This window comes from Acidiphilium sp. C61 (assembly GCF_905116885.1).
Lineage (GTDB): Bacteria > Pseudomonadota > Alphaproteobacteria > Acetobacterales > Acetobacteraceae > Acidiphilium.
On sequence record NZ_CAJHNI010000005.1, the window covers coordinates 804,642 to 828,290 of the forward strand.

22 protein-coding genes are annotated in these 23,649 nt (G+C 67.9%); 7 read left to right on the forward strand and 15 right to left on the reverse strand.

Annotated features, from left to right (window positions below; all coding sequences use genetic code 11):
• Positions 1-13 precede the first annotated feature (13 nt).
• On the reverse strand, positions 14-823 hold the full coding sequence (locus tag HUW10_RS06635; RefSeq protein ID WP_236656258.1) for a VacJ family lipoprotein: 810 nt from the start codon (positions 821-823) through the stop codon (positions 14-16).
• A 199-nt stretch (positions 824-1,022) separates the two neighbouring features.
• On the opposite strand from HUW10_RS06635, the gene metF reads away from it, so the two are divergent.
• The 3 genes from metF to HUW10_RS06650 are packed head-to-tail and all read left to right on the forward strand — an operon-like array spanning position 1,023 to position 5,043.
• Positions 1,023-1,955, forward strand: a complete 933-nt coding sequence (gene metF, locus HUW10_RS06640; RefSeq protein WP_174502775.1) for a methylenetetrahydrofolate reductase [NAD(P)H] — start codon at positions 1,023-1,025, stop codon at positions 1,953-1,955.
• On the forward strand, positions 1,952-4,138 hold the full coding sequence (locus HUW10_RS06645; RefSeq protein ID WP_174502776.1) for an ATP-dependent helicase: 2,187 nt from the start codon (positions 1,952-1,954) through the stop codon (positions 4,136-4,138). Before metF ends, HUW10_RS06645 begins: the two co-directional genes overlap by 4 nt.
• A complete protein-coding gene (locus tag HUW10_RS06650; RefSeq protein WP_174502777.1) occupies positions 4,138-5,043 on the forward strand; it encodes a 50S ribosomal protein L11 methyltransferase in 906 nt (301 codons plus the stop codon). Before HUW10_RS06645 ends, HUW10_RS06650 begins: the two co-directional genes overlap by 1 nt.
• A 120-nt stretch (positions 5,044-5,163) precedes the next feature.
• Here the strand turns inward: HUW10_RS06650 and HUW10_RS06655 are convergent, their stop codons facing one another.
• On the reverse strand, positions 5,164-5,433 hold the full coding sequence (locus HUW10_RS06655) for a DUF1127 domain-containing protein (protein ID WP_174502778.1): 270 nt from the start codon (positions 5,431-5,433) through the stop codon (positions 5,164-5,166).
• Positions 5,434-5,598: 165 nt separating this feature from the next.
• Between HUW10_RS06655 and HUW10_RS06660 the strand changes: the two genes are divergently transcribed.
• Positions 5,599-7,356: an aminopeptidase P family protein gene (locus HUW10_RS06660; protein WP_174502779.1), complete on the forward strand. Its 1,758-nt coding sequence runs from the start codon at positions 5,599-5,601 to the stop codon at positions 7,354-7,356.
• A 61-nt stretch (positions 7,357-7,417) separates the two neighbouring features.
• On the opposite strand, the gene ccmB is transcribed toward HUW10_RS06660, so the two are convergent.
• Positions 7,418-8,071 (reverse strand): heme exporter protein CcmB, encoded by a 654-nt coding sequence (gene ccmB / locus HUW10_RS06665; protein ID WP_174502780.1) that lies wholly within the window; start codon positions 8,069-8,071, stop codon positions 7,418-7,420.
• Positions 8,068-8,673, reverse strand: a complete 606-nt coding sequence (gene ccmA / locus HUW10_RS06670) for a heme ABC exporter ATP-binding protein CcmA (RefSeq protein WP_174502781.1) — start codon at positions 8,671-8,673, stop codon at positions 8,068-8,070. Before ccmA ends, ccmB begins: the two co-directional genes overlap by 4 nt.
• 117 nt (positions 8,674-8,790) lie before the next feature.
• On the opposite strand from ccmA, the gene acnA reads away from it, so the two are divergent.
• A complete protein-coding gene (gene acnA / locus HUW10_RS06675; RefSeq protein ID WP_174502782.1) occupies positions 8,791-11,478 on the forward strand; it encodes an aconitate hydratase AcnA in 2,688 nt (895 codons plus the stop codon).
• Between the two features lie 103 nt (positions 11,479-11,581).
• Complete coding sequence (locus HUW10_RS06680) at positions 11,582-12,283, forward strand: SDR family oxidoreductase (protein ID WP_174502783.1); 702 nt, start codon at positions 11,582-11,584, stop codon at positions 12,281-12,283.
• A gap of 100 nt (positions 12,284-12,383) precedes the next feature.
• Here the strand turns inward: HUW10_RS06680 and HUW10_RS06685 are convergent, their stop codons facing one another.
• The 6 genes from HUW10_RS06685 to HUW10_RS06710 all read right to left on the reverse strand — a co-directional run bounded on the left by HUW10_RS06685 (position 12,384) and on the right by HUW10_RS06710 (position 17,769).
• Complete coding sequence (locus HUW10_RS06685; protein ID WP_174502784.1) at positions 12,384-13,358, reverse strand: RluA family pseudouridine synthase; 975 nt, start codon at positions 13,356-13,358, stop codon at positions 12,384-12,386.
• On the reverse strand, positions 13,355-14,689 hold the full coding sequence (locus HUW10_RS06690; RefSeq protein ID WP_174502785.1) for a replication-associated recombination protein A: 1,335 nt from the start codon (positions 14,687-14,689) through the stop codon (positions 13,355-13,357). Before HUW10_RS06690 ends, HUW10_RS06685 begins: the two co-directional genes overlap by 4 nt.
• Positions 14,690-14,703: 14 nt before the next feature.
• Positions 14,704-15,528, reverse strand: a complete 825-nt coding sequence (locus tag HUW10_RS06695; RefSeq protein ID WP_174502786.1) for a DUF2272 domain-containing protein — start codon at positions 15,526-15,528, stop codon at positions 14,704-14,706.
• The gene (gene mtnA, locus HUW10_RS06700; RefSeq protein ID WP_174502787.1) at positions 15,525-16,628 is read right to left on the reverse strand and encodes an S-methyl-5-thioribose-1-phosphate isomerase; all 1,104 of its coding nucleotides are present in this window, start codon (positions 16,626-16,628) and stop codon (positions 15,525-15,527) included. The genes HUW10_RS06695 and mtnA overlap by 4 nt, the downstream gene beginning before the upstream one ends.
• 216 nt (positions 16,629-16,844) lie before the next feature.
• Complete coding sequence (locus HUW10_RS06705; protein ID WP_174502788.1) at positions 16,845-17,333, reverse strand: UPF0262 family protein; 489 nt, start codon at positions 17,331-17,333, stop codon at positions 16,845-16,847.
• Positions 17,326-17,769 carry a DUF983 domain-containing protein gene (locus HUW10_RS06710; RefSeq protein WP_236656259.1) on the reverse strand — a complete coding sequence of 148 codons (444 nt, stop codon included), beginning with the start codon at positions 17,767-17,769 and terminating at the stop codon, positions 17,326-17,328. The genes HUW10_RS06705 and HUW10_RS06710 overlap by 8 nt, the downstream gene beginning before the upstream one ends.
• Positions 17,770-17,816: 47 nt before the next feature.
• On the opposite strand from HUW10_RS06710, the gene HUW10_RS06715 reads away from it, so the two are divergent.
• On the forward strand, positions 17,817-18,023 hold the full coding sequence (locus HUW10_RS06715) for a hypothetical protein (protein ID WP_174502790.1): 207 nt from the start codon (positions 17,817-17,819) through the stop codon (positions 18,021-18,023).
• 221 nt (positions 18,024-18,244) lie between these two features.
• Here HUW10_RS06715 and HUW10_RS06720 read toward each other — a convergent pair whose 3' ends face one another.
• From HUW10_RS06720 to HUW10_RS06740, 5 genes are all read right to left on the reverse strand, one after another.
• Entirely contained in the window at positions 18,245-19,225 is a 981-nt protein-coding gene (locus HUW10_RS06720) for a hypothetical protein (RefSeq protein WP_174502791.1), read from the reverse strand.
• A gap of 144 nt (positions 19,226-19,369) precedes the next feature.
• Positions 19,370-20,197, reverse strand: a complete 828-nt coding sequence (locus HUW10_RS06725) for a cell envelope integrity EipB family protein (RefSeq protein ID WP_174502792.1) — start codon at positions 20,195-20,197, stop codon at positions 19,370-19,372.
• On the reverse strand, positions 20,194-22,377 hold the full coding sequence (gene uvrB, locus HUW10_RS06730; protein WP_236656260.1) for an excinuclease ABC subunit UvrB: 2,184 nt from the start codon (positions 22,375-22,377) through the stop codon (positions 20,194-20,196). The genes HUW10_RS06725 and uvrB overlap by 4 nt, the downstream gene beginning before the upstream one ends.
• 31 nt (positions 22,378-22,408) lie before the next feature.
• Positions 22,409-22,879 carry a phasin family protein gene (locus tag HUW10_RS06735; RefSeq protein ID WP_174502793.1) on the reverse strand — a complete coding sequence of 157 codons (471 nt, stop codon included), beginning with the start codon at positions 22,877-22,879 and terminating at the stop codon, positions 22,409-22,411.
• Between the two features lie 92 nt (positions 22,880-22,971).
• Complete coding sequence (locus HUW10_RS06740) at positions 22,972-23,619, reverse strand: TetR family transcriptional regulator (RefSeq protein ID WP_174502794.1); 648 nt, start codon at positions 23,617-23,619, stop codon at positions 22,972-22,974.
• Positions 23,620-23,649 lie beyond the last annotated feature (30 nt).

Consider the following 23,649-nt stretch of genomic DNA (forward strand, 5'->3'; position numbering starts at 1 on the left):
CGTCTCGAATGCCCTACGGCGCGCCATAGGGGCGCGGTTTCATCGCCTCCCGCACTTTCGCCGGATACCAGGACGGCGGGGTCGCGATGTCGCGCTCGTCGATTGTCTTCAACTGTGCGGCACGATGTTGGCGATAAAGGCTCCGGAATGTGGCATAGGGATCGAGCGACGATTTCTTGATGTTGTCGATCGTGCCGATCAGGTTGGCCCGCGTGTTGACCACGCTCAGCCCGTCGGAGCCATAATTGAAGATGGTCAGGCCGGTGGAGGGCGGCGCGGCGGCGGTTGCCGAGAGAAACAGCCCGGCGGGCAGCACCGAGGCATCCCTCAGATCGGACGGGCCGGCGAAGGGCAGATAGAGATACGGCCCCTCCGGCACGCCGTAGCCGGCCAAAGTGAGGCCGAGATCGGTATAGACCCGCCGGTAGCCGAGCGCGCTCGCGGGGTCGAAGATGCCGCCGATCCCCACCGTCGAGTTGACGAGGAAGCGGACCAGCGTGGTGCCGGCGTCGCGCGGCTTGCCGGCGGCCATGAATTCGACGAGCTGCGCCGGCGCGTCCATGTTGTCCATGAAATCGCCGACATGCTGGCGGATCGCCGGGGTGGTGACGTGGCTGTAGCCCACCGCCACCGGCCGCAGCGCATAGGCATCCAGCACGTTGTCGAACCGGTAGAAGGCCTGGTTGGCCGGTTTCAGCGGATCGTTCTGCTGGCGATAGGCCTCGTAGGCCGCCTGGTTGCTCCGCGGCGGCGGTGTGGCGCAACCGGCGAGCAGAACCGGCACGGCCAGCAACGACAGCAACGATGTCTTGACGATACCCACGAGCCTCTCCTTGTCTCGGCGTCCGGAAAGGCGCCGCATCATTTCGTGGCGCCCATCCGGGGGATCTGCCCGACCGGCACGCGCGCACCATATTTTTGGTATGTAGCGTCGCGGCCGGGCGGATCAACAGCGCCCGTCGCCGCGGGCCAGCCTTGCCACCGGCGGCACTTGCTGCCACGAGACGACCGAGGAGTTTCCGATGAGTCACACCCCGCCCCGCGCCGTCCTGGAACGCTGGCTGTCAGGCCCGCGCATCGATCCGCTGCCCGCGCGCATGCCGCGCGCCCCGGCGCCGGCGATCTCGTTCGAGTTCTTCCCGCCCAAGACCGAGGCGCTGGAAACCCAGCTCTGGGCCTGCATCCGCCGGCTCGAATCGCTGGCGCCACGCTTCGTCTCGATCACCTACGGCGCCGGCGGCTCGACCCAGGAGCGCACCCACGCCACCGTCACCCGCCTGGTGCGGGAGACCACCCTTGTTCCGGCAGCGCACCTGACCTGCGTCGGCGCCTCGCGCGGCGAGGTCGATGATGTCGCCCGCCGCTACTGGGATGCCGGCGTGCGCCATATCGTCGCCTTGCGCGGCGACCCGCCGGGCGGCTCCGCCTATGCGCCGCATCCCGAGGGTTACGCCTATGCGGCCGACCTCGTCGCCGGGCTGCGCCGCGTCGCCGACTTCGAGATCTCGGTCGCCGCCTATCCCGAAACCCACACCCAGGCGGCAAGCCCGCAGGCCGATCTCGACAATCTCAAGCGCAAGCTCGATGCCGGGGCGACGCGGGCGATCAGCCAGGTCTTCTTCGAGACCGGCCATTTCCTCGACTTTCTCGACCGCGCGCTGGCCGCCGGCATCACCGCGCCAATCATCCCCGGCATCATGCCGGTCTCCAATTTCGGGCAGGCGAAGCGGATCAGCGAGATGGCCGGCACCCATGTCCCGGCCTGGATGGGCGAGATGTTCGACGGGCTCGACGACGACGCCGAAACCCGCAAGATGGTCGCCGCCAGCATCGCCGCCGAGCAGGTCCGCACGCTGCAGGCCAACGGCATCGACGAGTTCCATTTCTACACCCTCAACCGTGCCGACCTGACCTACGCGATCGCGCGCATCCTGGGCGTGAAGCCGGCCAGGTGAGCGACTATCTCGACAGGCTGAACACCGCCCAGCGCGAAGCCGTCGAGGCGGTGGACGGGCCGGTCCTGGTGCTCGCCGGTGCCGGCACCGGCAAGACCCGCGTGCTGACCACCCGCTTCGCCCATATCCTGCTCACACGCCGCGCCTTTCCGAACCAGGTGCTCGCCGTCACCTTCACCAACAAGGCGGCGCGGGAGATGCGCGAACGCGTCTCCGCCCTGCTCGGCGAGCCGGCGGAGGGGCTGTGGCTCGGCACATTCCACGCCCTCGCGGCACGGATGCTCCGCCGCCATGCCGAGCTCGTCGGCCGCACGTCGAGTTTCTCGATCCTCGATCCGGACGACCAGCTCCGCCTGCTCAAGCAGGTGATGGAAGCGCGGCGGATGGACGTGAAGCGCTTCACCCCGCAAGGGCTGATGGGCACGATCCAGCGCTGGAAGGATCGCGGCCTGCTGCCCGACCAGGTGCCGCGCGAGCTCGATATCGACTGGGGCGCGGAATCCGCGCGCGACCTCTACACCGCCTACCAGCAACGGCTGCAGGCGCTGAACGCGATGGATTTCGGCGACCTGCTGATGCTCGCGACCGACCTGCTCAAGCGCGAGCCCGAGATCCTCGCCCAGTATCACCGCCGCTTCCGCTACATCCTGGTCGACGAATACCAGGACACCAACCTCGTTCAGTATTACTGGCTGCGCCTGCTCGCCCAGGCCTCGAAGAACATCTGCTGCGTGGGTGACGACGATCAGAGCATCTATTCGTGGCGCGGCGCCGAAATCGAGAACATCCTGCGCTTCGAGCAGGATTTCCCCGGTGCGAAAATCGTCAGGCTGGAGGCGAATTACCGCTCGACGGCGCCGATCCTGCGCGCCGCCTCGGCGCTGATCGCGCATAATGAAGGCCGGCTCGGCAAGACCCTGCATGCCGGGCGGAACGATGCCGAGGGCGAGAAGGTCGAGGTTCTCGCCTTCTGGGATTCGGACGAGGAAAGCCGCGCCGTCGCCAGCCGGATCGAGGCGCTGCGCGCCGACGGCCACCGGCTTGCCGAATGCGCGGTGCTGGTCCGTGCCGGCTTCCAGACCCGCGGATTCGAGGAACGCTTCATCACCATCGGCATGCCCTATCGCATCGTCGGCGGCCTGCGCTTCTATGAGCGGGCGGAAATCCGCGACGCCATCGCCTATCTGCGGCTGCTCGCCCAGCCTGCGGACGACCTCGCCTTCGAGCGCATCGTCAACACGCCGAAACGCGGCCTGGGCGACACCGCGCTGCGCACCCTGCACGAGCGCGCCCGCGCCGATGGCGTTCCGCTCGCCGAGGCCGCAAGCCGCGTCGTCGCCGAAGGCGGGCTGCGCGGCAAGGCGCGGGACGGGCTGCGCGACCTGCTCGCCCAGTTCGCCGAATGGCGCGAGACCCTGCGGCTCGATGGCCATGTCGTCGCCCTGTCCACCCTGCTCGATGCCAGCGGCTACATCGCGATGTGGCAGGAGCAGAAAACCCCCGAAGCGGCCGGCCGGATCGAGAACCTGAAGGAGCTGGTCCGCGCCGTCGCCGAGTTCGAGACGCTCGGCGGCTTCCTCGAACACGTCGCCCTGGTGATGGACAACGACAATGAGCCGGACGACGACAAGGTCGTGCTGATGACGCTGCACGCGGCGAAGGGGCTGGAGTTCGACACCGTTTTCCTGCCCGGCTGGGAAGAGGGCGTGTTCCCCAACCAGCGCTCCCTCGACGAGGGCGGCGGCCGCGCTCTGGAGGAAGAACGCCGCCTCGCCTATGTCGGAATCACCAGGGCGAAGCAGCGCGCCATCATTTCCCACTGTGCCAACCGCCGGATCTACGCCAACTGGCAAAGCAGCGTGCCGTCCCGCTTCATCGAGGAACTGCCGGAGGATGCGATCCGCACCGGCGGCTCCGCGTCACTCGATCAGCGCAACGCGCCGCCCGTCTTCGCCACCGCGCGCCCGCTGGTCGCGGCACGGCGGGCGAGCGGCGAGCACGCGGATGCCTGGGCCGCCACCCCGCGCCCGCCCCGCCCCGACAGGATCACCGAAGGAACCCGCGTGTTTCACCAGAAATTCGGCTATGGCGTCGTGATCGACGCGGAAGACGACCGACTCGACATCCGTTTCGACAATGCCGGCGAAAAACGCGTGCTCGACCGTTTCGTGGAGCGGGCGTGATGGCACGGGGCGGCGTGGAAATGCTGGAGCGCGTCACCGTGACGGTGCCAGAGGCAGCACTCGAATCCTTCGAGGCGGCGCTTGAGGCGTGCTGCCGCAGCGTCGGCTTCTTTCTCGATGAGTCGAACGGCACCTGGATCGTCGAAGGGCTGCGCGAGCCGGGCGGCGCGGATGGCGACCTCGCCGCCGCCCTGCTGCTGGCCGAAGCGGCGAGCGGCGTCAGCCCCGCGGTCGAGCGGGCGCTGGTGCCGGCCGGCGGCTGGCTCGCACGCAGCTACGAGGGCTTCCCCGAGCAGCTGATCGGCGACCGCTTCGCCATTCGCGGCACCCATGTCACCACGCCGCATGCGGCTGGGCGCATCACCATCCTGCTCGATGCCGGCCTCGCCTTCGGCACCGGCGAACACGGCTCGACGCGCGGCTGCCTGCTGGCGCTGGAGCGCCTTGCGAAACGGCGCGCGCCCGGCCGCATCCTCGATCTCGGCACCGGCTCAGGCATTCTTGGTATCGCGGCAGCGAAAATCTGGGGAAAGCCGGTCCTCGCCACCGATATCGACCAGCGGGCGGTGCGGGTCGCGAGCGCCAACGCGGCGCTCAACGGCGTCTCGCCGCTGCTGCGGGTGATCGGCTCGGATGGCTGGTCAGCGCCGCAGCTCGCCCACCGCGCGCCGTACGATCTCGTCTTCGCCAACATCCTCGCCCGGCCGCTGGTCGCCATGGCGCACGAACTGGCGGCGCATCTCGCCCCCGGCGGCACTGCAATTCTCGCCGGCCTGCTCGGCCGCCAGGCGCGCTGGGTGATCTCGGCGCATCGCCGCCACGGCCTGGTTCTCAAGGGGCGGATCGACGATGGCGAATGGACCACGCTCATCCTCGGCAAGGGCCGCGGGGAATCTGGAGAATAGAACATGTGCCGATCAGATGGCTTGCTCTGATCGGATGATGCCCCAGAACCCCGAACAGCAAGAACCCGGGCCAAGGCTCGGCGCCTGCCCGGGTTCATGTAGCCATCACGAAGCGATGGGTCAGATCGGGCGCTTGAACGTCCCGTTCAGCACCGCGCGGATATCGGCGCGGCCGATGCCGAGATCGGTCAGTTCGCGATCGCTCAGGCTCTGCAGTTCGCGATAGGCCTCGCGCGCGGCGCGGCGCGCGGCGAACCAGGCGCCGATCCGGGCGAAGCCGTTGGCGGCAAGGCGGGCGCTGTCGACCAGTGCGGCGTCGATCGCGGCGGTATGGGCCGCCATCGTGTCGGCGGCCGGAAGGGAGCGCTTGTTCTGTGTCGTGGAAGACATGATACTTCACCGTTGTTTAAGGAGCCAAACCTCGATGCGGGCGGTCATTGTCGTGCCATCCGTCACCGTGTTTTCGCAGTGCAACATAAGCGCGGCGATTTGGTTTGGGGAGCGATACGTTGCTTTGTCAGCCATGCGTAAAATCGATGGGATATTTATTAAGATATGATGAAAACGCAGATCGGTTCCCTCCGAAACACGCTGCGCGCCGAGGGGCTCGACGGCTTCATACAACCCAGGAGCGACGAGTTCCTCGGTGAATACGTCCCCGCCTCGGCAGCAAGGCTGGCCTGGCTGACCGGCTTCACCGGCAGTGCCGGCCTCGCCATCCTGCTGGCCGACCGCGCCGCCGTCTTCTCCGATGGCCGCTACACGCTGCAACTCGCCGAGCAGACCGATCCCGCGATCTGGGAGCGGCATCACATCGTCGAAACCCCGCCCGTCGAATGGCTGCAGGCCGCCGCCCCCGGCGCGCGGATCGGCTACGATCCCTGGCTGATGACGGCGAATGCCGTCGCCGTCTATGCCGATGCCGGCTTGACCATGGTGCCGGTCACCAATCCGATCGACGCGCTCTGGGCCGACCGCCCGGCCCCGCCGGCCTCGCCGGCGCTCGCGCATCCGCCGGAACATGCCGGGGAATCGGCGGCGTCCAAGCGCGCCCGCATCGCCGAAACCATCGCGCGGGAGGGGGCGGACGCGGTCCTGCTGACCGATCCGCACGCCGTCGCCTGGCTGTTCAACCTGCGCGGCGCCGACCTGCCGCACACGCCGATCGTGCTCTGCTTCGCCCTGCTCCGGCGCGACGCTTCGGCGATCATCTTCATCGACCCGGCGCGGGTGCCGCCGACAACGCGCGCGCATCTCGGCGCCGCCGTCGAGATCATCCCCCGCGCGGCGATGGCGCAAAGCCTCGCCGCACTGCGCGGCCAGCGCGTCCGCCTCGACCCGGCGACGGCGCCCATCCGCTTCAGCCAGTTGCTCGGCGATGCCGGGGCGATCACCGTCTCCGGCGGCGATCCCTGCGTGCTGCCGCGCGCGATCAAGAACCCGGTCGAGCAGGAGGGCGCCCGCGTCGCCCACCGGCATGACGGCGTCGCACTCTGCCGCTTCCTCGCCTGGTTCGCCGCAGCGTCACCCGAGGGCGGCCAGACCGAGCGGAGTGCAGCGGCGCAGCTGCTTGCCTGCCGCAGCACCGCCCCGGGCTTTCACGGCGAGAGCTTCCCCGCCATCTCCGGCGCCGGCGAGCACGGCGCCATCATCCATTACAGCGTCACCCCCGCCTCGGACCGGCCGATCCGCCGCAACGAGATCTACCTGATCGACAGCGGCGGCCAGTATCCCGACGGCACGACGGACGTGACCCGCACGCTCTGGACCGGACCGGACGCGCCGCCGCAAAAGCTGCGCGACCACTTCACCCGCGTCCTCGCCGGCCATGTCGCCCTCGCCCGGGCGCGCTTTCCGCAGGGCACCACGGGCCCGCAGCTCGACGCCCTCGCCCGTGCGCCGCTCTGGGAGGCGGGGCTCGATTTCGACCACGGCACCGGCCACGGCGTCGGCTCCTATCTCTCGGTGCATGAGGGGCCTGTGAGCTTCCACCGGCTGGGAAAGCCCATCGCCCTCGCACCGGGCATGATCCTGTCCGACGAGCCCGGTTATTACGAACCCGGCGGCTACGGAATCCGGCTGGAAAACCTGCTGCTCGTTGTCCCCTCGCCGGTCGGGGCGGCAAAGCAATTCCTCGAATTCGAGCCGCTCACCCTCGCCCCGTTCGACCGCCGGCTGATCGATCCCGCCCTGCTCGCCCCCGACGCCCGCGCCTGGCTCGACACCTATCACGCCCGCGTGCTGGCCACGATCGGCCCCGCGCTCGACGCGGCGGCGCGCGCTTGGCTCGAAGCCGCCTGCGCGAAACTGTGATGCCGCGCCGGAGCACTTCATCCGATCAGATGATTCCATCCGGTCGGATGATGTTCCAGGCTCAGCCGACCGCGGCCCGCAGCGCCGCGCCGGCGGCCAGCGGGGCGATCGGCAGAAACAGCGCGAGCAGCCCGCCGAGCATGGCAAGCTCCGCGTAAGGCGACTGCGCCACCGCGCCCGCGGCGCCAAAGATCACCGCCGGGATCATCAGCGGCAGGGCGATCAGCGGCAGCAGCACCGTGCCGCCGCGCGCGCCGAGCGTGACCGCCGCACTCATCCCGCCCACCAGCGAGAGCAGCATCGTCCCCGGCAGCAGCGTCGCCAGCAACTGCGGCACCGCATCGCCGCCGAGCCGCAGCATGACCGCGACCGGCCCGGCGATGAGCAGCAGCGGCAGCCCGGTGGTCAGCCAGTGACCGATGATCTTGCCCATCGCCACGCCGCTCGCCGGCAGGCCGGACAGCATCAGCTGGTCGAGCGAGCCGTCCTCAAAATCGGCGGCGAACAGCCGGTTGAGCGGCAGCAGGGCGGCGAGCAGCGCGATCACCCAGACCACCCCCGGCGCGATGCCGGAGAGAACATTGGCCGAGGGCCCGATCGCGAAGGCGAACAGGCTGGCGGCGATGACAAAAAACAGCAGCGAGGCCACCGAGTCGCCGGCATGGCGAAGGGCGAGGATCAGTTCGCGGCGGATCAGCGCGAGAAAAGGTTTCATGCCGCCTGCCCCGCAAGGTCGAACGGCCGCGCGCCAGGCAGGTCGAGCGGCAGGTGCGTCGCCGCGATCACCATGCCGCCGCGGCCGAGATGCTTCGCGATATTGGCTTCGAGCCGCCGTACCGAGGCTGCGTCGAGCCCGGTGGTCGGCTCGTCGAGCAGCCAGAGCGGCGACGCCGAGAGGGCGAGACGCGACAGCGCCAGGCGCCGTCGCTGCCCCGAGGAGAGCAGCCGCGCCGGCAGGTCGGCAAACCGCTCCAGATCGACGCTGGCCAGCGCCTCCAGCACGAGCGCGCGCGGGCGCCTGCGGTCGAGGCCGAGATTTTCCGCCACACTCAGCCCCGGCTTGATCGCATCGGCATGGCCGACGAAGCACAGCCGTGTTGCGTGCAGCGGCGGATCGTCGAGAGCATCCGCCCCGTCCCAGAGCAGCTCGCCAGATGCCGGCGGGGTGAGCCCGGCCACCAGCCGGATCAGCGATGACTTCCCCGCCCCGTTCGGCCCGACCAGCACCAGCGCCTCGCCCTGGCCCACCCGGAACGATATGTCACGGAATATGAGACGTTCCCCGCGGATCGCAGCCAGGCCCCTCGCTTCCAGCATGGCTAGAGACCGGCGCTGGACATGGACGCGGGGCCCACGCCGTGATTAAAGCGGCGCGAAACCGGGTTTTGCTGCGGCGCAACGCACCGCAGTGGCGCGCGAAGAGGAGCGAACGCGATGAGCATGATCGGACGGGACAGTCTGCAAGTGGAAAAGACGCTGAGCGTCGATGGAAAGGACTACGCCTATTTCGCACTCAATGCCGCCGCTGAAAAGCTCGGCGACATTTCCCGCCTGCCGCGGACACTGAAAATCCTGCTGGAGAACGTCCTGCGCTTCGAGGACGGTTCGGCCTGCACGGTCGATGACGCGAAGGCGCTGGTCGAGTGGACCGCCCAGGCCCATTCCGACAAGGACGTGCCGTTCCGCCCGGCCCGCATCCTGATGCAGGACTTCACCGGCGTTCCGGCGGTGGTCGATCTCGCGGCGATGCGCGACGGCATCCTCCGCCTCGGCGGCAAGGCCGAGAAGGTGAACCCGCTGGTTCCGGTCGATCTCGTGATCGACCATTCGGTGATGGTCGACGTGTTCGGCCGCAAGGACGCTCTTGAAAAGAACGTCGACATCGAATTCGAGCGCAACGGCGAGCGATACGAATTCCTCCGCTGGGGCCAGGAGGCGTTCGACAATTTCCGCGTCGTCCCGCCCGGCACCGGCATCTGCCACCAGGTCAACCTCGAATATCTCGCCCAGACCGTCTGGACCTCGGCGTCCAACGGCAAGAGCTATGCCTATCCGGACACGCTGTTCGGCACCGACAGCCACACCACGATGGTCAACGGCCTCGGCGTGCTCGGCTGGGGTGTCGGCGGCATCGAGGCCGAGGCCGCCATGCTCGGCCAGCCGATCGCCATGCTGATCCCGGACGTGATCGGCTTCCGCCTCACCGGCAGCCTGCGCGAGGGCATCACCGCGACCGACCTGGTGCTGACCGTCACCCAGATGCTGCGCAAGAAGGGCGTCGTCGGCAAGTTCGTCGAATTTTTCGGCGAGGGTCTCGACCACCTGCCGCTGGCCGACCGCGCGACCATCGCCAACATGGCGCCGGAATACGGTGCGACCTGCGGCTTCTTCCCGGTCGATGGCATCACCCTCGACTACATGCGCCTCTCCGGCCGCGACGAGCACCGCATCAAGCTGGTCGAGGCCTATGCCAAGGCCCAGGGCCTGTGGCGCGAGGGTGCCGATCCGGTGTTCTCCGACACGCTGGAACTCGATCTCTCTACCGTCGAGCCCTCGCTCGCCGGGCCGAAGCGCCCGCAGGACCGGGTCGCGCTGTCGCAGGCCTCCACCGCCTTCGATGCCGAGCTGACCAAGGGCCTCGGCGTTCCTGCCGGCGATGTCGGCGCCACCGCCGAGGTGAAGGGGACGAATTTCTCGATCACCCATGGCGACGTGGTGATCGCCGCGATCACCTCCTGCACCAACACCTCCAACCCCTCGGTGCTGATCGCCGCCGGACTCGTCGCCCGCAAGGCCCGCGCCCTCGGCCTCACGCCGAAGCCCTGGGTCAAGACCTCCCTCGCGCCCGGCTCGCAGGTCGTCACCGAATATCTCAACCGCGCCGGCCTGCAGGACGATCTCGACGCGCTGGGCTTCGAGACGGTCGGGTATGGCTGCACCACCTGCATCGGCAATTCCGGCCCGCTTGATGACGCGATCGCCGATGCGATCGAGGACAACAAACTGGTCGCCGTCTCGGTGCTGTCCGGCAACCGCAATTTCGAGGGCCGCGTGCATCCGAACGTGCGGGCGAACTACCTCGCCTCGCCGCCGCTGGTCGTCGCCTATGCGCTGCTCGGCACCATGCGCAAGGACATCACCAAGGACCCGATCGGCAAGGACAAGAACGGCAACGACGTCTTCCTGAAGGACATCTGGCCGACCACCGCCGAGATCGCCGCGATGGTGCAGTCCTCGCTCACCCGCGAGATGTTCCTCGATCGCTATGGCGATGTGTTCAAGGGACCGAAGCAGTGGCAGGCGATCGCCGTCGAGGGCGAGTCGGACACCTATGGCTGGTCCGACAGCTCGACCTACGTCAAGAACCCGCCCTATTTCGAGGGCATGACGAAGGAGCCGGCGCCGGTGAAGGACATCGCGGGCGCGCGCATCCTCGCCCTGCTCGGCGACTCGATCACCACCGACCACATCTCCCCGGCAGGGTCCTTCCGCAAGACGACGCCGGCCGGCGAATACCTGCTCGAGCGCCAGATCCAGCAGAAGGACTTCAACTCCTACGGCTCGCGCCGCGGCAATCATGAAATCATGATGCGCGGCACCTTCGCCAATATCCGCATCCGCAACGAGATGCTGGACAATGTCGAGGGCGGCTACGCGAAGCACTTCCCCACGGGCGAGCAGCTGTCGATCTACGATGCGGCGATGCGCTACCGCAACGAAGGCGTGCCGCTGGTGGTCTTTGCCGGCCGCGAATACGGCACCGGCTCCTCGCGCGACTGGGCGGCGAAGGGCACCGTGCTGCTCGGCGTCAAGGCGGTCATCGCCGAGAGCTTCGAGCGTATCCATCGCTCGAACCTCGTCGGCATGGGCGTGCTGCCGCTGGTCTTCAAGGACGGCATGACCCGCAAGACGCTGGCGCTGAAGGGTGACGAGACGATCGACATCGTCGGCCTCGAAAACCTCTCGCCGCGCATGGATCTCGACATGGTGATCCGCCGCGCCAACGGCACGACCGACAAGGTCTCACTGCTCTGCCGCGTCGATACCCGCGACGAGGTGCTCTACTACCAGAACGGCGGCATCCTGCACTTCGTGCTGCGCAACATGGCGAAGGCCGCCTGAACACAGGCCGCGCCGCCCCTTGACGGGGACGGCGGCATGACGGCTTGAAGAGAGGCCGGCGCCGGATCCACGGCGCCGGCCTTTTGTCGTTCGGGGAGGAACAATGGCCAAGGAACGGGTGCTGGTCACGGGCGGGGCTGCGGGTATCGGCGCGGCGAGCGTCGCGCGCTGCCGCGAGGAGGGCTACGAGGTCGTGATGATCGACCGGATCGGCGATGGCATCGTCGCCGACCTGTCAGATCCGGCGGCGACCGAGGCCGCCCTGGCCGAGGCGCTGCGCGGCGGGCCGATCACCCGGCTGGTCAACAATGTCGGCACCGTCCGCCCCGCCCCGATCGAGGCGCAGACCGTGTCCGATCTCGACGCCGTGGTCTCGCTCAACCTGCGCTGCAGCCTGCAATGCGTGCAGGCGCTGCTGCCCGGCATGAAGGCTGCGGGATTCGGCCGCATCGTCAACATCGCCTCGCGCGCCGCCCTCGGCAAGGAAGACCGCACCGCCTATGCCGCGACCAAGGCCGGGCTGATCGGCATGGCGAAGGTCTGGGCGCTGGAACTCGGCCGCTTCGGCATCACCGCCAACGCCGTTGGCCCCGGCCCGATCCGCACCGAACTGTTCGACCGGGTAAACCCGCCGGACGATCCGCGCACCACGGCGATCATCGAGGGCATCCCGGTCCGCCGGGTCGGCACCCCGGCGGACGTGGCGCACGCAATCGCCTATCTGCTCGACCAGCGCAGCGGCTTCGTCACTGGCCAGGTGCTCTATGTCTGCGGCGGCATGACCGTCGGCGCCGCCGGAGCGTAGAGCATCATCCGATCAGATGGAGTCATCTGATCGGCTAAAGATGGTCTTTTTATCAACAAGATAGAGCACGATATCCGATCCTGATGGATCGGAAATTGCTCTAGCCCCGCCGCGCCGGGGCGGCGTGCGGAGCGGTGAAGCCGAGCGTCGCGAAGGTGGTTTTCATGTGCGCTGGCAGCTCCGCCTCGACGCTGAGCCGGCCGCCGCGCGGGTGCGGCAGGACCAGGCGGCGGGCGTGCAGATGCAGCTGGCGCGGAAACCCCTCGGCGAAGGCGAGGTGCTCGCCGTAAGGCGCATCGCCGAGGATCGGCGTGCCGATCGCGGCACAATGGGCGCGCAGCTGGTGGGTGCGGCCGGTGAGCGGATGCAGTTCGAGCCAGGAGAATTTCCGCCCGGCATGATCGAGGGTGCGGTAATCGGTGATCGCCTTCGCGGCATCCTCGTCGTCGCGGTCGGCGGGGCGGGTGCGCGCGCCCTGGGCGCCGCCGATGCGAGCGAGCGGCAAGTCGATCTGGCCTTCCATCGGGATCGGCAGGCCGACGACGATGGCCCAGTAGGTCTTTTCCATGTCGCGGCCGCGGAAGGCGGCGGCGAGGCGGTTGGCGGCGAAAGCGTTGCGGGCGAGGATGAGCACGCCGGAGGTGTCGCGGTCCAGCCGGTGGACGAGGCGGGGGCGTTCGGTGGCATCGAAGCGGAGCGCGTCGAGCATGCCGTCGAGATGTCTGGCGATGCCCTTGCCGCCCTGGGTGGCGAGGCCGGCGGGCTTGTCGATCACCAGCACGTCGGCGTCGCGGTGAAGGATGCGGGCGTTCAGCTCCTTGACGTCCCATTCATTGGCCGCGACCGTCTGGCGCGGCTTCGGCGCCGGGGTGTCGGGCACCGGCGGAATCCGCACTACCTGACCGGCGGCGAGATGGGTCGAGGCCTCGGCGCGCTTGCCATCCACCCTCACCTGCCCGGTGCGGCAGAATTTCTGGATCGCGCCCTGGGTAAGGCCGGGATGCAGGCTGCGGAGAAAGCGGTCGAGCCGCATGTCGGCCTGATCGGGCTCGACGGTGACGATGCGGACGCTCATTCGCGATCCTCCCTGAGTTTGGCCCAGTGCAGCAGGCGGCGCTTGATCTCCTGTTCCGCGCCGCGGCCGGCGGGGCGGTAGAAGGTTTCGCGGCTCATGCCGTCTGGGAAATAGGTCTGGCCAGAAAAGGCCTCTTCGCTGTCGTGGTCGTATTCGTAGCCGGCGCCGTAGCCGAGATTTTTCATGAGTTTCGTGGGGGCGTTGAGGATATGGGCGGGCGGCGTCAGGCTGCCGGTGGCCTGGGCGGCGCGGCGGGCGGCGCCGAAGGCGCGGTAGGCGGCGTTCGATTTCGGCGCCGTCGCGAGGTAGAGCACGAGCTGGGCGATGGCAAGATCGCCCTCCGGGCTGCCGAGCCGCTCATAGGCCTCCCAGGCGGCGATGGCATGGGTAAGCGCAGCGGGCTCGGCGAGGCCGATATCCTCGACGGCGAAGCGGGTGAGGCGGCGGGCGATGTAGCGCGGGTCCTCGCCGCCGGCGAGCATGCGGGCATACCAGTAGAGCGCGGCGTCGGGGTCGGAGCCACGCATCGATTTGTGCAGGGCGGAGATGAGATTGTAGTGCTCCTCGCGGTCGCGATCATAGAGGGCGGCGCGGCGGGCGATGATGGTGGCGAGGGCCGCTTCGTCGAGCGGTGCCGGCGGGTTCGCGGCGAAGATCTGCTCGGTCATGTTGAGGATGGCGCGGCCATCGCCATCCGCCATGGCGCGGAGGGCGGCGCGGGCGGCATCGGTGAGGGCGAGCTTGCGCGCCATCACGGCTTCGGCGCGGCGGAGCAGGTGTTCCAGCGCGTCGTCATCGAGGCGGCGGAGCACGAGGACCTGGCAGCGGGAGAGCAGCGCGCCGTTCAGCTCGAAGGACGGGTTTTCGGTGGTCGCGCCGACAAGAGTGATCGTTCCCTCCTCGACCACGGGCAGGAAACCGTCCTGCTGGGCGCGGTTGAAGCGGTGGATTTCATCGACGAAGAGCAGCGTACGCGCGCCGGTGCGGCGGCGGCGGGCGGCCTCCTCGAAGACGCGCTTGAGATCGGCGACGCCGGAGAACACGGCGGAGATCTGCACGAAGACGAGACCGGCGCGGTCGGCCAGCAGGCGGGCGATGGTGGTCTTGCCGACGCCGGGCGGGCCCCAGAGGATGAGCGAGGCGAGGCTGCCGCGTTCGAGCATCCGGGTGAGCGTGCCGTCCGGCCCGACAAGATGCGGCTGGCCGATCACATCGGCGAGTTCGCGCGGGCGCAGGCGTTCGGCCAGCGGCACGGCGCCGCGCGGGGCGGATGTCTGCGCGGGCGCGGCCTCGCCGAAGAGGTCGCCGTCGGGGGATGGGGAGCGGGCCATCGGGCCTCTATAGTTCAATCGCGCCGATAGAGCACGCGCAGCACGACGAACCAGTCATACCGCGGGTCGACGATCGTGCCATCGCGGTGCAGGAGAGTGCCGCGCGCGGTGAGCGGGACATGGGTGAGCGCGACCGTATCGTCGACATTGCCGCCGATGATGGAAAGTTCGGATGGCGTGGCGGCGGTGACGATGGCGCAGTGCGCCGGGAAATATCCATTGGTGGGCAGATCGGCATAGGTGATGCGGGCGGCGCTGCCGCGTCCGGCGCAGATGAGGTCGCCGGGCGCAGGCGCGTAGGTCGCGGGATTTTTGGCCCGGAGTTCGGAAGGTTTCGCGGCGTGAGGGGTGCCGTCATGGGCGGCACGCCAGGCGGCGTCGATATACCGGGCGTGGTCGGGCGCGTAGGGGAAATTCCGGCCGGCGCCGGCCATGCGCATGACATAGGATATGAAGGCGGCGGACCAGGCGTAGCGTCCGTTCACCGCGCGGGGAAAGACCCGACCCGCCGCATCGTGCTTGCCGGTCCAGCGATCTTCCTGATGGCCGGCGTTCATGCCGATCCACCAGTAAAGCCCGACTTCCTGCCAGCCGGCATCGTCGCGCTCCTGCAGCGCTGGCGGCGGCAACACCGGCTCCTCATCGGCGGGGCCGTCGATCACCGGGCTGCCCCAGTAGCGCCATTCCCCCTCGGCCACGCCAATGGCAGCGCTGCGGGAGAACGCGGCATAGGGCTTGCTGGCGAAGGGCGGCGCATGCGCATCCGGCCGCATCGCGCAGCCCGCAAGTGCTGCGAGCAGTGCGACGAGGCCGAGGGCGCGGCGCGCCGCCGTGTTCACGCCGCCGTCTGCAACGCCTGGTCGGGGAACATCGCAGCCAGCGCCGGCGCACTCGCCGCACAGATGCCGCGCTCGGTGATCAGGCCGGAGACGAGGCGCGCGGGGGTGACGTCGAAGGCGGGATTGGCGGCGGGACTGTCCTTCGGGACGATGCGGACGGTCATCATCGCACCATCGAGCGCGCGGCCGGTGATGGTGGTGACCTCGGCCGGCGCGCGTTCCTCGATCGGTATGTCGGAGAGCCCGTCCGCGATCGTCCAGTCGATCGTCGAGGAGGGCAACGCCACGTAGAACGGCACGCCATTGTCGCGCGCGGCGAGCGCCTTAAGATAAGTGCCGATCTTGTTGGCGACATCGCCGGCGCGGGTGACACGGTCGGTGCCAACGATGACCATGTCGACCTCGCCGCGCTGCATGAAATGGCCGCCGGCATTGTCGACGATCACGGTGTGCGGCACGCCGTGCTTGCCGAGTTCCCAGGCGGTGAGCGAGAAACCCTGGTTGCGCGGGCGGGTTTCATCGACGAGGACATGAACGTCGATGCCGGCATCATGCGCCATGTAGATCGGCGCGAGCGCCGTCCCCCAGTCGACCGTCGCGATCCAGCCGGCATTGCAATGGGTGAGGATGTTGACGCGGCGGCTTCCCTGCGCGCGGGCGCGGATGAGGCCGAGACCGTGCTCGCCGATGGCGCGGTTGGTCGCCACATCCTCGTCGCAGATCGCGGCGGCCTCGGCATAGGCGGCGTCGGCACGCTCGGCGGGCGGATGCGCAGCGAGGGCGCGCTGCATGCGCATGAGCGCCCAGCGGAGATTGATCGCGGTCGGCCGCGTTGCGGCGAGCATGGGAATGACCGTCGCCAGCGCTTCATCCGATGGATCGGCGCGCATGGCCAGCGCAACGCCATAGGCGGCGGTGGCGCCGATCAGCGGGGCGCCGCGCACGAGCATCGCGCTGATCGCATGCGCGACCTGCGCCGGCGCGGTCAGACGGGGAATCTCGATGGCCCAGGGCAGCCTGGTCTGGTCGATGATGCGGACCGACCAGCGGTCGGACTCGTCGACCCAGATCGAACGATAGGGCGTGCCGTCGATTTTCATCTCTCACCTCGAAACTGCGTAAGCCGATCTGGCGCGAGGCAGGGCGCCGCGTCAATCGCCGCGCGCGCATGGCGTGGTTCGGGACGATGATCCGGCGCGCTCACACTGATATTTTCGCGCGCTCACACTCGGGGCTTTCACGCGCTCACGCGCGTTGTTTCAGCGCACTTACGCTGATATCTTTTTGCGCGCTTACGCTGGTATCTTTTTGCGCGCTTACGCGCGACGATGCAGCGCGCAGATGAGGGTGAAGAGGCGGCGGGCGGTGTCGAAATCGAGCAGCACCTTGCCGTTGAGCCGGGCCATCACGAGTTCGGCGCCCTCGTTGTGCAGGCCGCGGCGGCCCATGTCGATGGCCTGGATCCGCGCCTCGCGGCCTTCGGCGACGGCGGCGGCATAGCTGTCGAGCAACATCTGGTAGTCGCGGATCATCGAGCGGAACGGACCCGGAGCGAGGACGAGGGTTTGCTGCGTTGCGTCGGATTCGTCGCGAATGTCGAAAACCAGCCGGCCATCCTGCACGGAGAGATGAAGGATGGTGGCGGCTTCGGGATGCGTGGCGAGGGCGAAACGGTTATCCGCCGCAAGATCGGCGATGGCCTGGTTGCGGTCGGCCTCCTGCATCGGCGAAAGCGCGCCGCCGATCTCTTCATCGAGCACAACGCGGCGCAGGCGGCCGCGGATGTCGGACGCGCCGTCAGCCATTGCCGGACGGCACCACCCTCGGCGCCGGGCGCAGCAGATTGACCTTGAGCATGATCGCGAGCGTGGCACCCTTGATCGGCCGCATCATCAGCAGGATCAGCGCGAGCGTCAGCGGCACGAAGATGAACAGCGAGGCAACCCAGCTCATGCCGCCATCATAGTCGGCCGTCACCATCAGCAGGATGACGATATGCAGCGCGATGACGAGGGTAAGATAGATCGGCGCATCGTCGCACGGCACGCGGCCAAGCGGAGCGGCACAGGAGGAACATTCGCGCCGCACCTTGAGATACCCATCGAAGGCGGAGACTTCGCCGCAAGCGGGGCAGCGCATCGACAGGCCACGACCGAGGGCGATGCGCCAGCCTGGCATGGCGACCTCGTGCTGTGCGCGCCCGCGCGGTGCGATCCAGGTGATATCGGTATCGTCGGCCACGCTCGGATTTCCCATGGCATTGTCTGGAATGATCTCCGGACGATGACATGATCGGCCCGAAGCGACGCGGACGCAAGCCTTTCAGCGCGGCGGCAGAGTGGGAATGCGCGGAGCGCAGGACGGATCTCATGCGGCGTTTGACAGTCAAGACGATGCGAAACCGCATCAGAGCCGCGAAAAAACGCAAAAAACAGGCGCCGCGCAAGGAAGTGCCGACGCTTTTTGTTGACACAGCATATTCATACGGCCGATAGCGGAAATTGCGTGCGCCGCGCGATTCGCGTCGCAGAACTGTCAAGAGCCGATCGGTCAAATCGAGTAACGCACGCGAAAGGGAAGGATGGACACTGGCCGCGATCACGCGAAGCCAGGCCTCGAAACGACGGGAAGACTGCCTGCACGACGATGACAACCGCGATGGCGTCACCTCGACTAACCGGACATCAACGGACCCGCTCCGCAAACTCCAGCGATGTTAGAACTTCAGAGGTGACGCGGCCCCGAGCGGGGCGATGGCGGCCTCGGTCATTGGCAACGGCAAGGCTGACCGCGTTACCCGCAACCCCGAGCGAAGGAACAACCTCGTGACCAAGCAAACCGAACCGCGCGCCAAGGCCCTCGCCATACGCGCCAGCACCAGGACCACTGCGAAAACCGCCTCGAAGACCAAGACAGCCACCGCAAAAGGCGCAACCACGAAACCGGCCGCCAAGGCAAAGCCGAAGGCAGCGCCTGCAAAGATCGCAACACCGAAGGCGATGGCCAAAAAGCCGGCGGTAACGGCGAAAGCCCCGAAGAGTGCCGCCACAAAGGCCGCGACGAAGACGATTTCGGCCGCGAAGCCGAGCGCGAAGACCACCGCCACCAAGGCCGGCGCCACCAAGGCCGGCGCCGCGAAGGGTGCGGCGACGAAGACCGCCAGCGCCAAGGCTCCCGTCATGAAATCCGCTGCGGCGAAGACCGCGGCGAAGGCGACGGGCAAGACCGCCGCAAAGACAGGCAGCAAGGCCCCGACCAAGAAGACGACGACCACAAAGGCGGCGACGAAGATCACTGCGAAGACATCGACGCAAGCCAAGGCCGGTGCGAAGACCGCCGTGAAGAGCAGCGCAAAGTCCGCGACGAAACCTGCGGCGAAGACAGCCGCAAAAGCTGCTGCCGGCAAGCCAGCCAGCACGAAAGCCGCCCCGGCAAAGGCCGCAGTTGCGAAGGCGACGGCGAAGGTGACGGCGAAGACGGCAACAAAGACTGTAGCAAAGCCTGCAGCGAAGACGGGCGCCAAGGCCGCGGCTCCGGCCAAGACGGTGAGCCGCACCGCGGCGACGACGCGGAAGACCGCAAATGGCAAGCCGACCAGCGCGGCTCGCGCCACACCGGACCGGCGCGCCGTGAAACCGGTTATCACACGGCCGTCGGCGAAAGCGGCGCGCAAGGCGGAGCCCGCTTCACCGTCCACCACCCCGGCGCCGGACACCGCCCCCGAGGGCGAGGACAGCGGCAGCTGATATACCGCTCATAAGGCGACGACTGATTACGCCCTGCCGTTACGTGTACCCGACCGGATGGAACCATCCGGTCGGGTAACGCGGACCTGCCGAAATCAGCCCTTGGCGCTCGCCCGGTCAGGCCGCCTGTGGGACGACGGGCAGGCATTCTTGAGGATGGCGAGCGAGGTCAGCTTGCCGGTCATCACGAAATTGCCGAAATCGAGCCGGACATCGCGCGAGACGCCGTTGGTGAAATAGCGCATCTGCGTGCGGAAATCCGGCTCGTCGTCCTTTTCGGTGCGGGGCCAGAAGCCGATATCCACCAGGGCCGAGGGCAGTTTCGCAAGGTCGGCGAAGCGGTCGTGCTGCGGCTGCCGGCGTTGGAGAATGGCGACGAATGTATGCTCCGCACCGCGGCTCGACGTGCCGTCGAACAGCGGCGGATCGATGCCCTGCTTGCCGGCCTCGGCGGCTTCGAGAATGGTGCGGGTATGCGCCATCGGGAACAGCGTGCCGGCAGGCAGTGTTTCGGTCCGCCCCTTCGGGACGATATAGGTCACCTTGCCATCTTTGGGGCCCATCACGGCGGTGCCCTGGTCCTCCACCTTCATCGAGGTGCCGTTGCCCTGGCGGAGCAGGAAGGTGAAGTGCCGGCCGTCCTTCGCCTCCCAGGTATCGTAGTCGCTGATGGTGCGGCTCAGCGTGCCGTCCTGGTTGCGGATCAGCAGGGTCATCTTCTGGCTGACCGTGTAGGCATCGCAGGTGTTGCGCACGTTGAATTCGAGGCGGCCGGTGGCGCCGGTGACGGAATGGCCGCGCACCTTGGACAGGGTCAGCGTGTAGCTGGCATTCTGCCCGACCAGATGGATCGGCGCGCCGGCTGACGCGACGGCGGGAAGCGCGAGCGCGGCGAGCAGGGCCGCAGCGAGGACGGGTTTCATGGGCCGCGCCTCCGGCGGCCACCGCGCCGCTTGTCGGGGTCATAGCCACCGCCGCCGGGGCCGAGCGGCTCGGGCGTGCGATTGCGTGGCCGGCGCTGCGATGCGCTCGGCGCGGGCGGCGGCGTCAGCCCGAGATCAAGCGCCTCGAGCCGCTTGATCTCGTCGCGCAGGCGCGCGGCTTCCTCGAATTCCAGATCGGCCGCGGCATTGCGCATCCGTTTCTCCAGTTCTGCCATGGTCGACTTCAGATCCTTGCCGACGAATTCGGTAGCACCGCTGTCGCGGATCGGTGCCACGGTCACGTAGTCCTGTTCATACACCGAATGCATGATCTCGCCGATCTGCTTTTTCACGCTTTGCGGCGTGACGCCGTGCGCCTCGTTCCAGGCGGTCTGCTTGGCGCGGCGGCGCTCGGTTTCGTCGATCGCGTATTTGAGGCTGCGGGTCATCGTGTCGGCATAGAGGATGACGCGGCCCTCGACATTGCGGGCGGCGCGGCCGATCGTCTGCACCAGCGAGGTGGCAGAGCGGAGGAAACCCTCCTTGTCGGCATCGAGAATGGCGACGAGCATGCATTCGGGAATGTCGAGCCCCTCGCGCAGCAGGTTGATGCCGACCAGAACGTCGTAGGCGCCGAGCCGCAGATCGCGGATGATCTCGATGCGTTCGAGCGTATCGACGTCCGAATGGAGGTAGCGAACGCGCACGCCGTTTTCGGTGAGGTATTCGGTGAGGTCCTCGGCCATGCGCTTGGTGAGCGTGGTGACCAGCACGCGGCCACCGGCCTGCGAGGTGGCGCGGCATTCGGCGAGAAGATCGTCCACCTGGTGCTCGACGGGGCGGACATCGATGACGGGATCGACAAGCCCGGTCGGGCGGATGACCTGCTCGGCGAAGACGCCGCCGGTCCGCTCCATCTCCCACGGGCCTGGGGTTGCGGAGACGAAGACGGTCTGCGGCCGGAAACTCTCCCACTCCTCGAATTTCAGGGGCCGGTTGTCGATGCAGGAGGGCAGGCGGAAGCCGAATTCGGAGAGGATCGACTTGCGCGCGAAGTCCCCCTTGAACATGCCGCCGATCTGCGGAACGGTGACGTGGCTCTCATCGACGATGAGCAGCGCGTTGTCGGGCAGGTATTCGAACAGGGTGGGCGGCGGATCGCCCGGATTGCGGCCGGAGAGATAGCGCGAGTAGTTCTCGATTCCCTTGCAGGAACCTGTGGTTTCCATCATCTCGATGTCGAAGGTGGTGCGCTGTTGCAGCCGCTCGGCCTCGAGCAGCTTGCCGGTCTCGGTGAAGTCGTGAAGGCGCTGCTGGAGTTCCACCTTGATCTTGCCGATCGCCTGGGTGAGCGTCGGGCGCGGGGTAACGTAGTGGCTGTTGGCGTAGATCGCGATGGCGGGCAGGTCAGCCACCTTCTCGCCGGTCAGCGGGTCGAATTCGGCGATGCTCTCGATCTCGTCGCCAAAGAGGGTGACGCGCCAGGCGCGGTCTTCGTACTGGCTCGGGAAAATATCGACCGTCTCGCCGCGCAGGCGGAAGGTGCCGCGCTGGAAGGCGGCGTCGTTGCGGCGGTATTGCAGTTCGACCAGCGCCTTGGCGAGGCGGTCGCGGTCGATCGAGCCGCCGACTTCGAGGCGGACGACCATCTGGCTGTAGGTCTCGACCGAGCCGATACCGTAGATGCAGGAAACGGAGGCGACGATGATGACATCGCCGCGCTCGAGCAGCGCCTGGGTGGCGGCGTGGCGCATCCGGTCGATCGCCTCGTTGATCTGCGCGTCCTTCTCTATGTAGGTATCGGTGCGCGGGACATAGGCTTCGGGCTGGTAGTAGTCGTAGTAGGAGACGAAGTATTCCACCGCGTTATCCGGGAAGAACGACTTCATCTCGGCATAGAGCTGGGCGGCGAGGGTCTTGTTGGGGGCGAGGATCAGCGCCGGGCGCTGCACCTGCTCGATCACCTTCGCCATCGTGAAGGTCTTGCCCGAGCCGGTGACGCCGAGCAGGACCTGGTCGCGCTCATCCTCCCGCACGCCGCGGACGAGTTCGGCAATCGCGCCCGGCTGGTCGCCGGCGGGCTCATAGTCGGAGACAACACGGAGCGGCTTTTGCATCGGCCGCGCCCCCTGGCGTTCGGGAATGAACGGGAGGCGGGGCGCGGCGATGGCGGTGGACATGCGGATGTGGACCGGGTTCAGCCGCGCGAGGTCAGGACTTCTTCGACTCGACGAGAGTCTTCATCTCGTCCATCGCCTCGGAGAAGCGCTTGTTCAGCGTTTCCACCGCATCGTGGCTGGAGCGCTGGATGAGATCGCCGAGATCGCGCATGTTGGCGACGGCCGTTTCATACGCGTTCTTGAGCAGTTCGGCCTGTTTCGCCGCGCGGTCCTGCGAGCCGGTGACGGAGGCGAACCCGCGCAGCTCCTCGGAGAGTTCCGTCATGGTTTTCTGCATGATCTCCATGTGTCGCCGGGCGACGGCCTGGGCACCTTCGAGGGCGACGCGGTTGGCTTCCGACAGCGCCTCGAGATTGCGGCGATAGGCGGCGAGCACGACCTCGACATCCGCCATGGCGGGAAGCTTCATCGCGCCGAATGCCTTGGTGAAGTCGAAATCCGGCAGGAAGGATGGCATCGCGCCGTGTTCGGCACCGTGCTTCGATTTGGGGGATTCGGCCATGAAACGACTCCTCTGCTGGATATGGGGCATCGATAGGGGCAGACCGCGCTGCCGCCGCAACTCTAGACCCGGCGCTGCGGAATCGCGAGGGCTTATGTGCCCTCCGCCGGGTCAGCCGAAAGGTCAGGCGCAGGGGTGAAGTGCGCATCCTCATCCGCCTCGGCGGCGAGCGGGCGGGTGCCGTTGAGCTGGAGGGCGGCCTGCTCGGCGCGGGTCAGGGCGGTATCGAGGGCGGCCATCGTGGTCGAGAGATCCTCGCTCTCGTCGCGCAGCCAGGCCCGCACCGTCCAGGCCCAGACCGCGAGCATCCCGCGCTTGCGCAGGGCGCCGCGCAGCCCGGCAGCGGAGACTCCGGCACCTTCCAGCATCCAGCCCATCGAGGCGAGATTGGCGCGGGCGAGCCAGCAGGCGAGCAGCGGATCGGTCGGGATGTGGCGCAGCAGGGCGATGACGCCCGCGCGATGCTGCTGGAGGAAATCGATGCGGCGCATGACGATGTCGAACAGCCGGTCGCGCACCGCGCCGTCCGCTGCCGCACCGTGCAGGGCGTGCATGTCGGCAAGCCGGCCGAAGCGGGCGAGGATCATCCCCGTGCAGGCGAAGCTGCGACGGGCGCGATCGAGATCGAGCCCGCCATGGCGGGCGGCGGCGGCGGCGGTCACAAGGCGCCAGCCCTGGCTCGCGCCAAGGTCGAAGGCGGCTGCGACCAGATCCTGTTCGAAACGTTCCGTGCTGCTCATGGATGCTGATGTAGGATGGTGGGGCGGCGC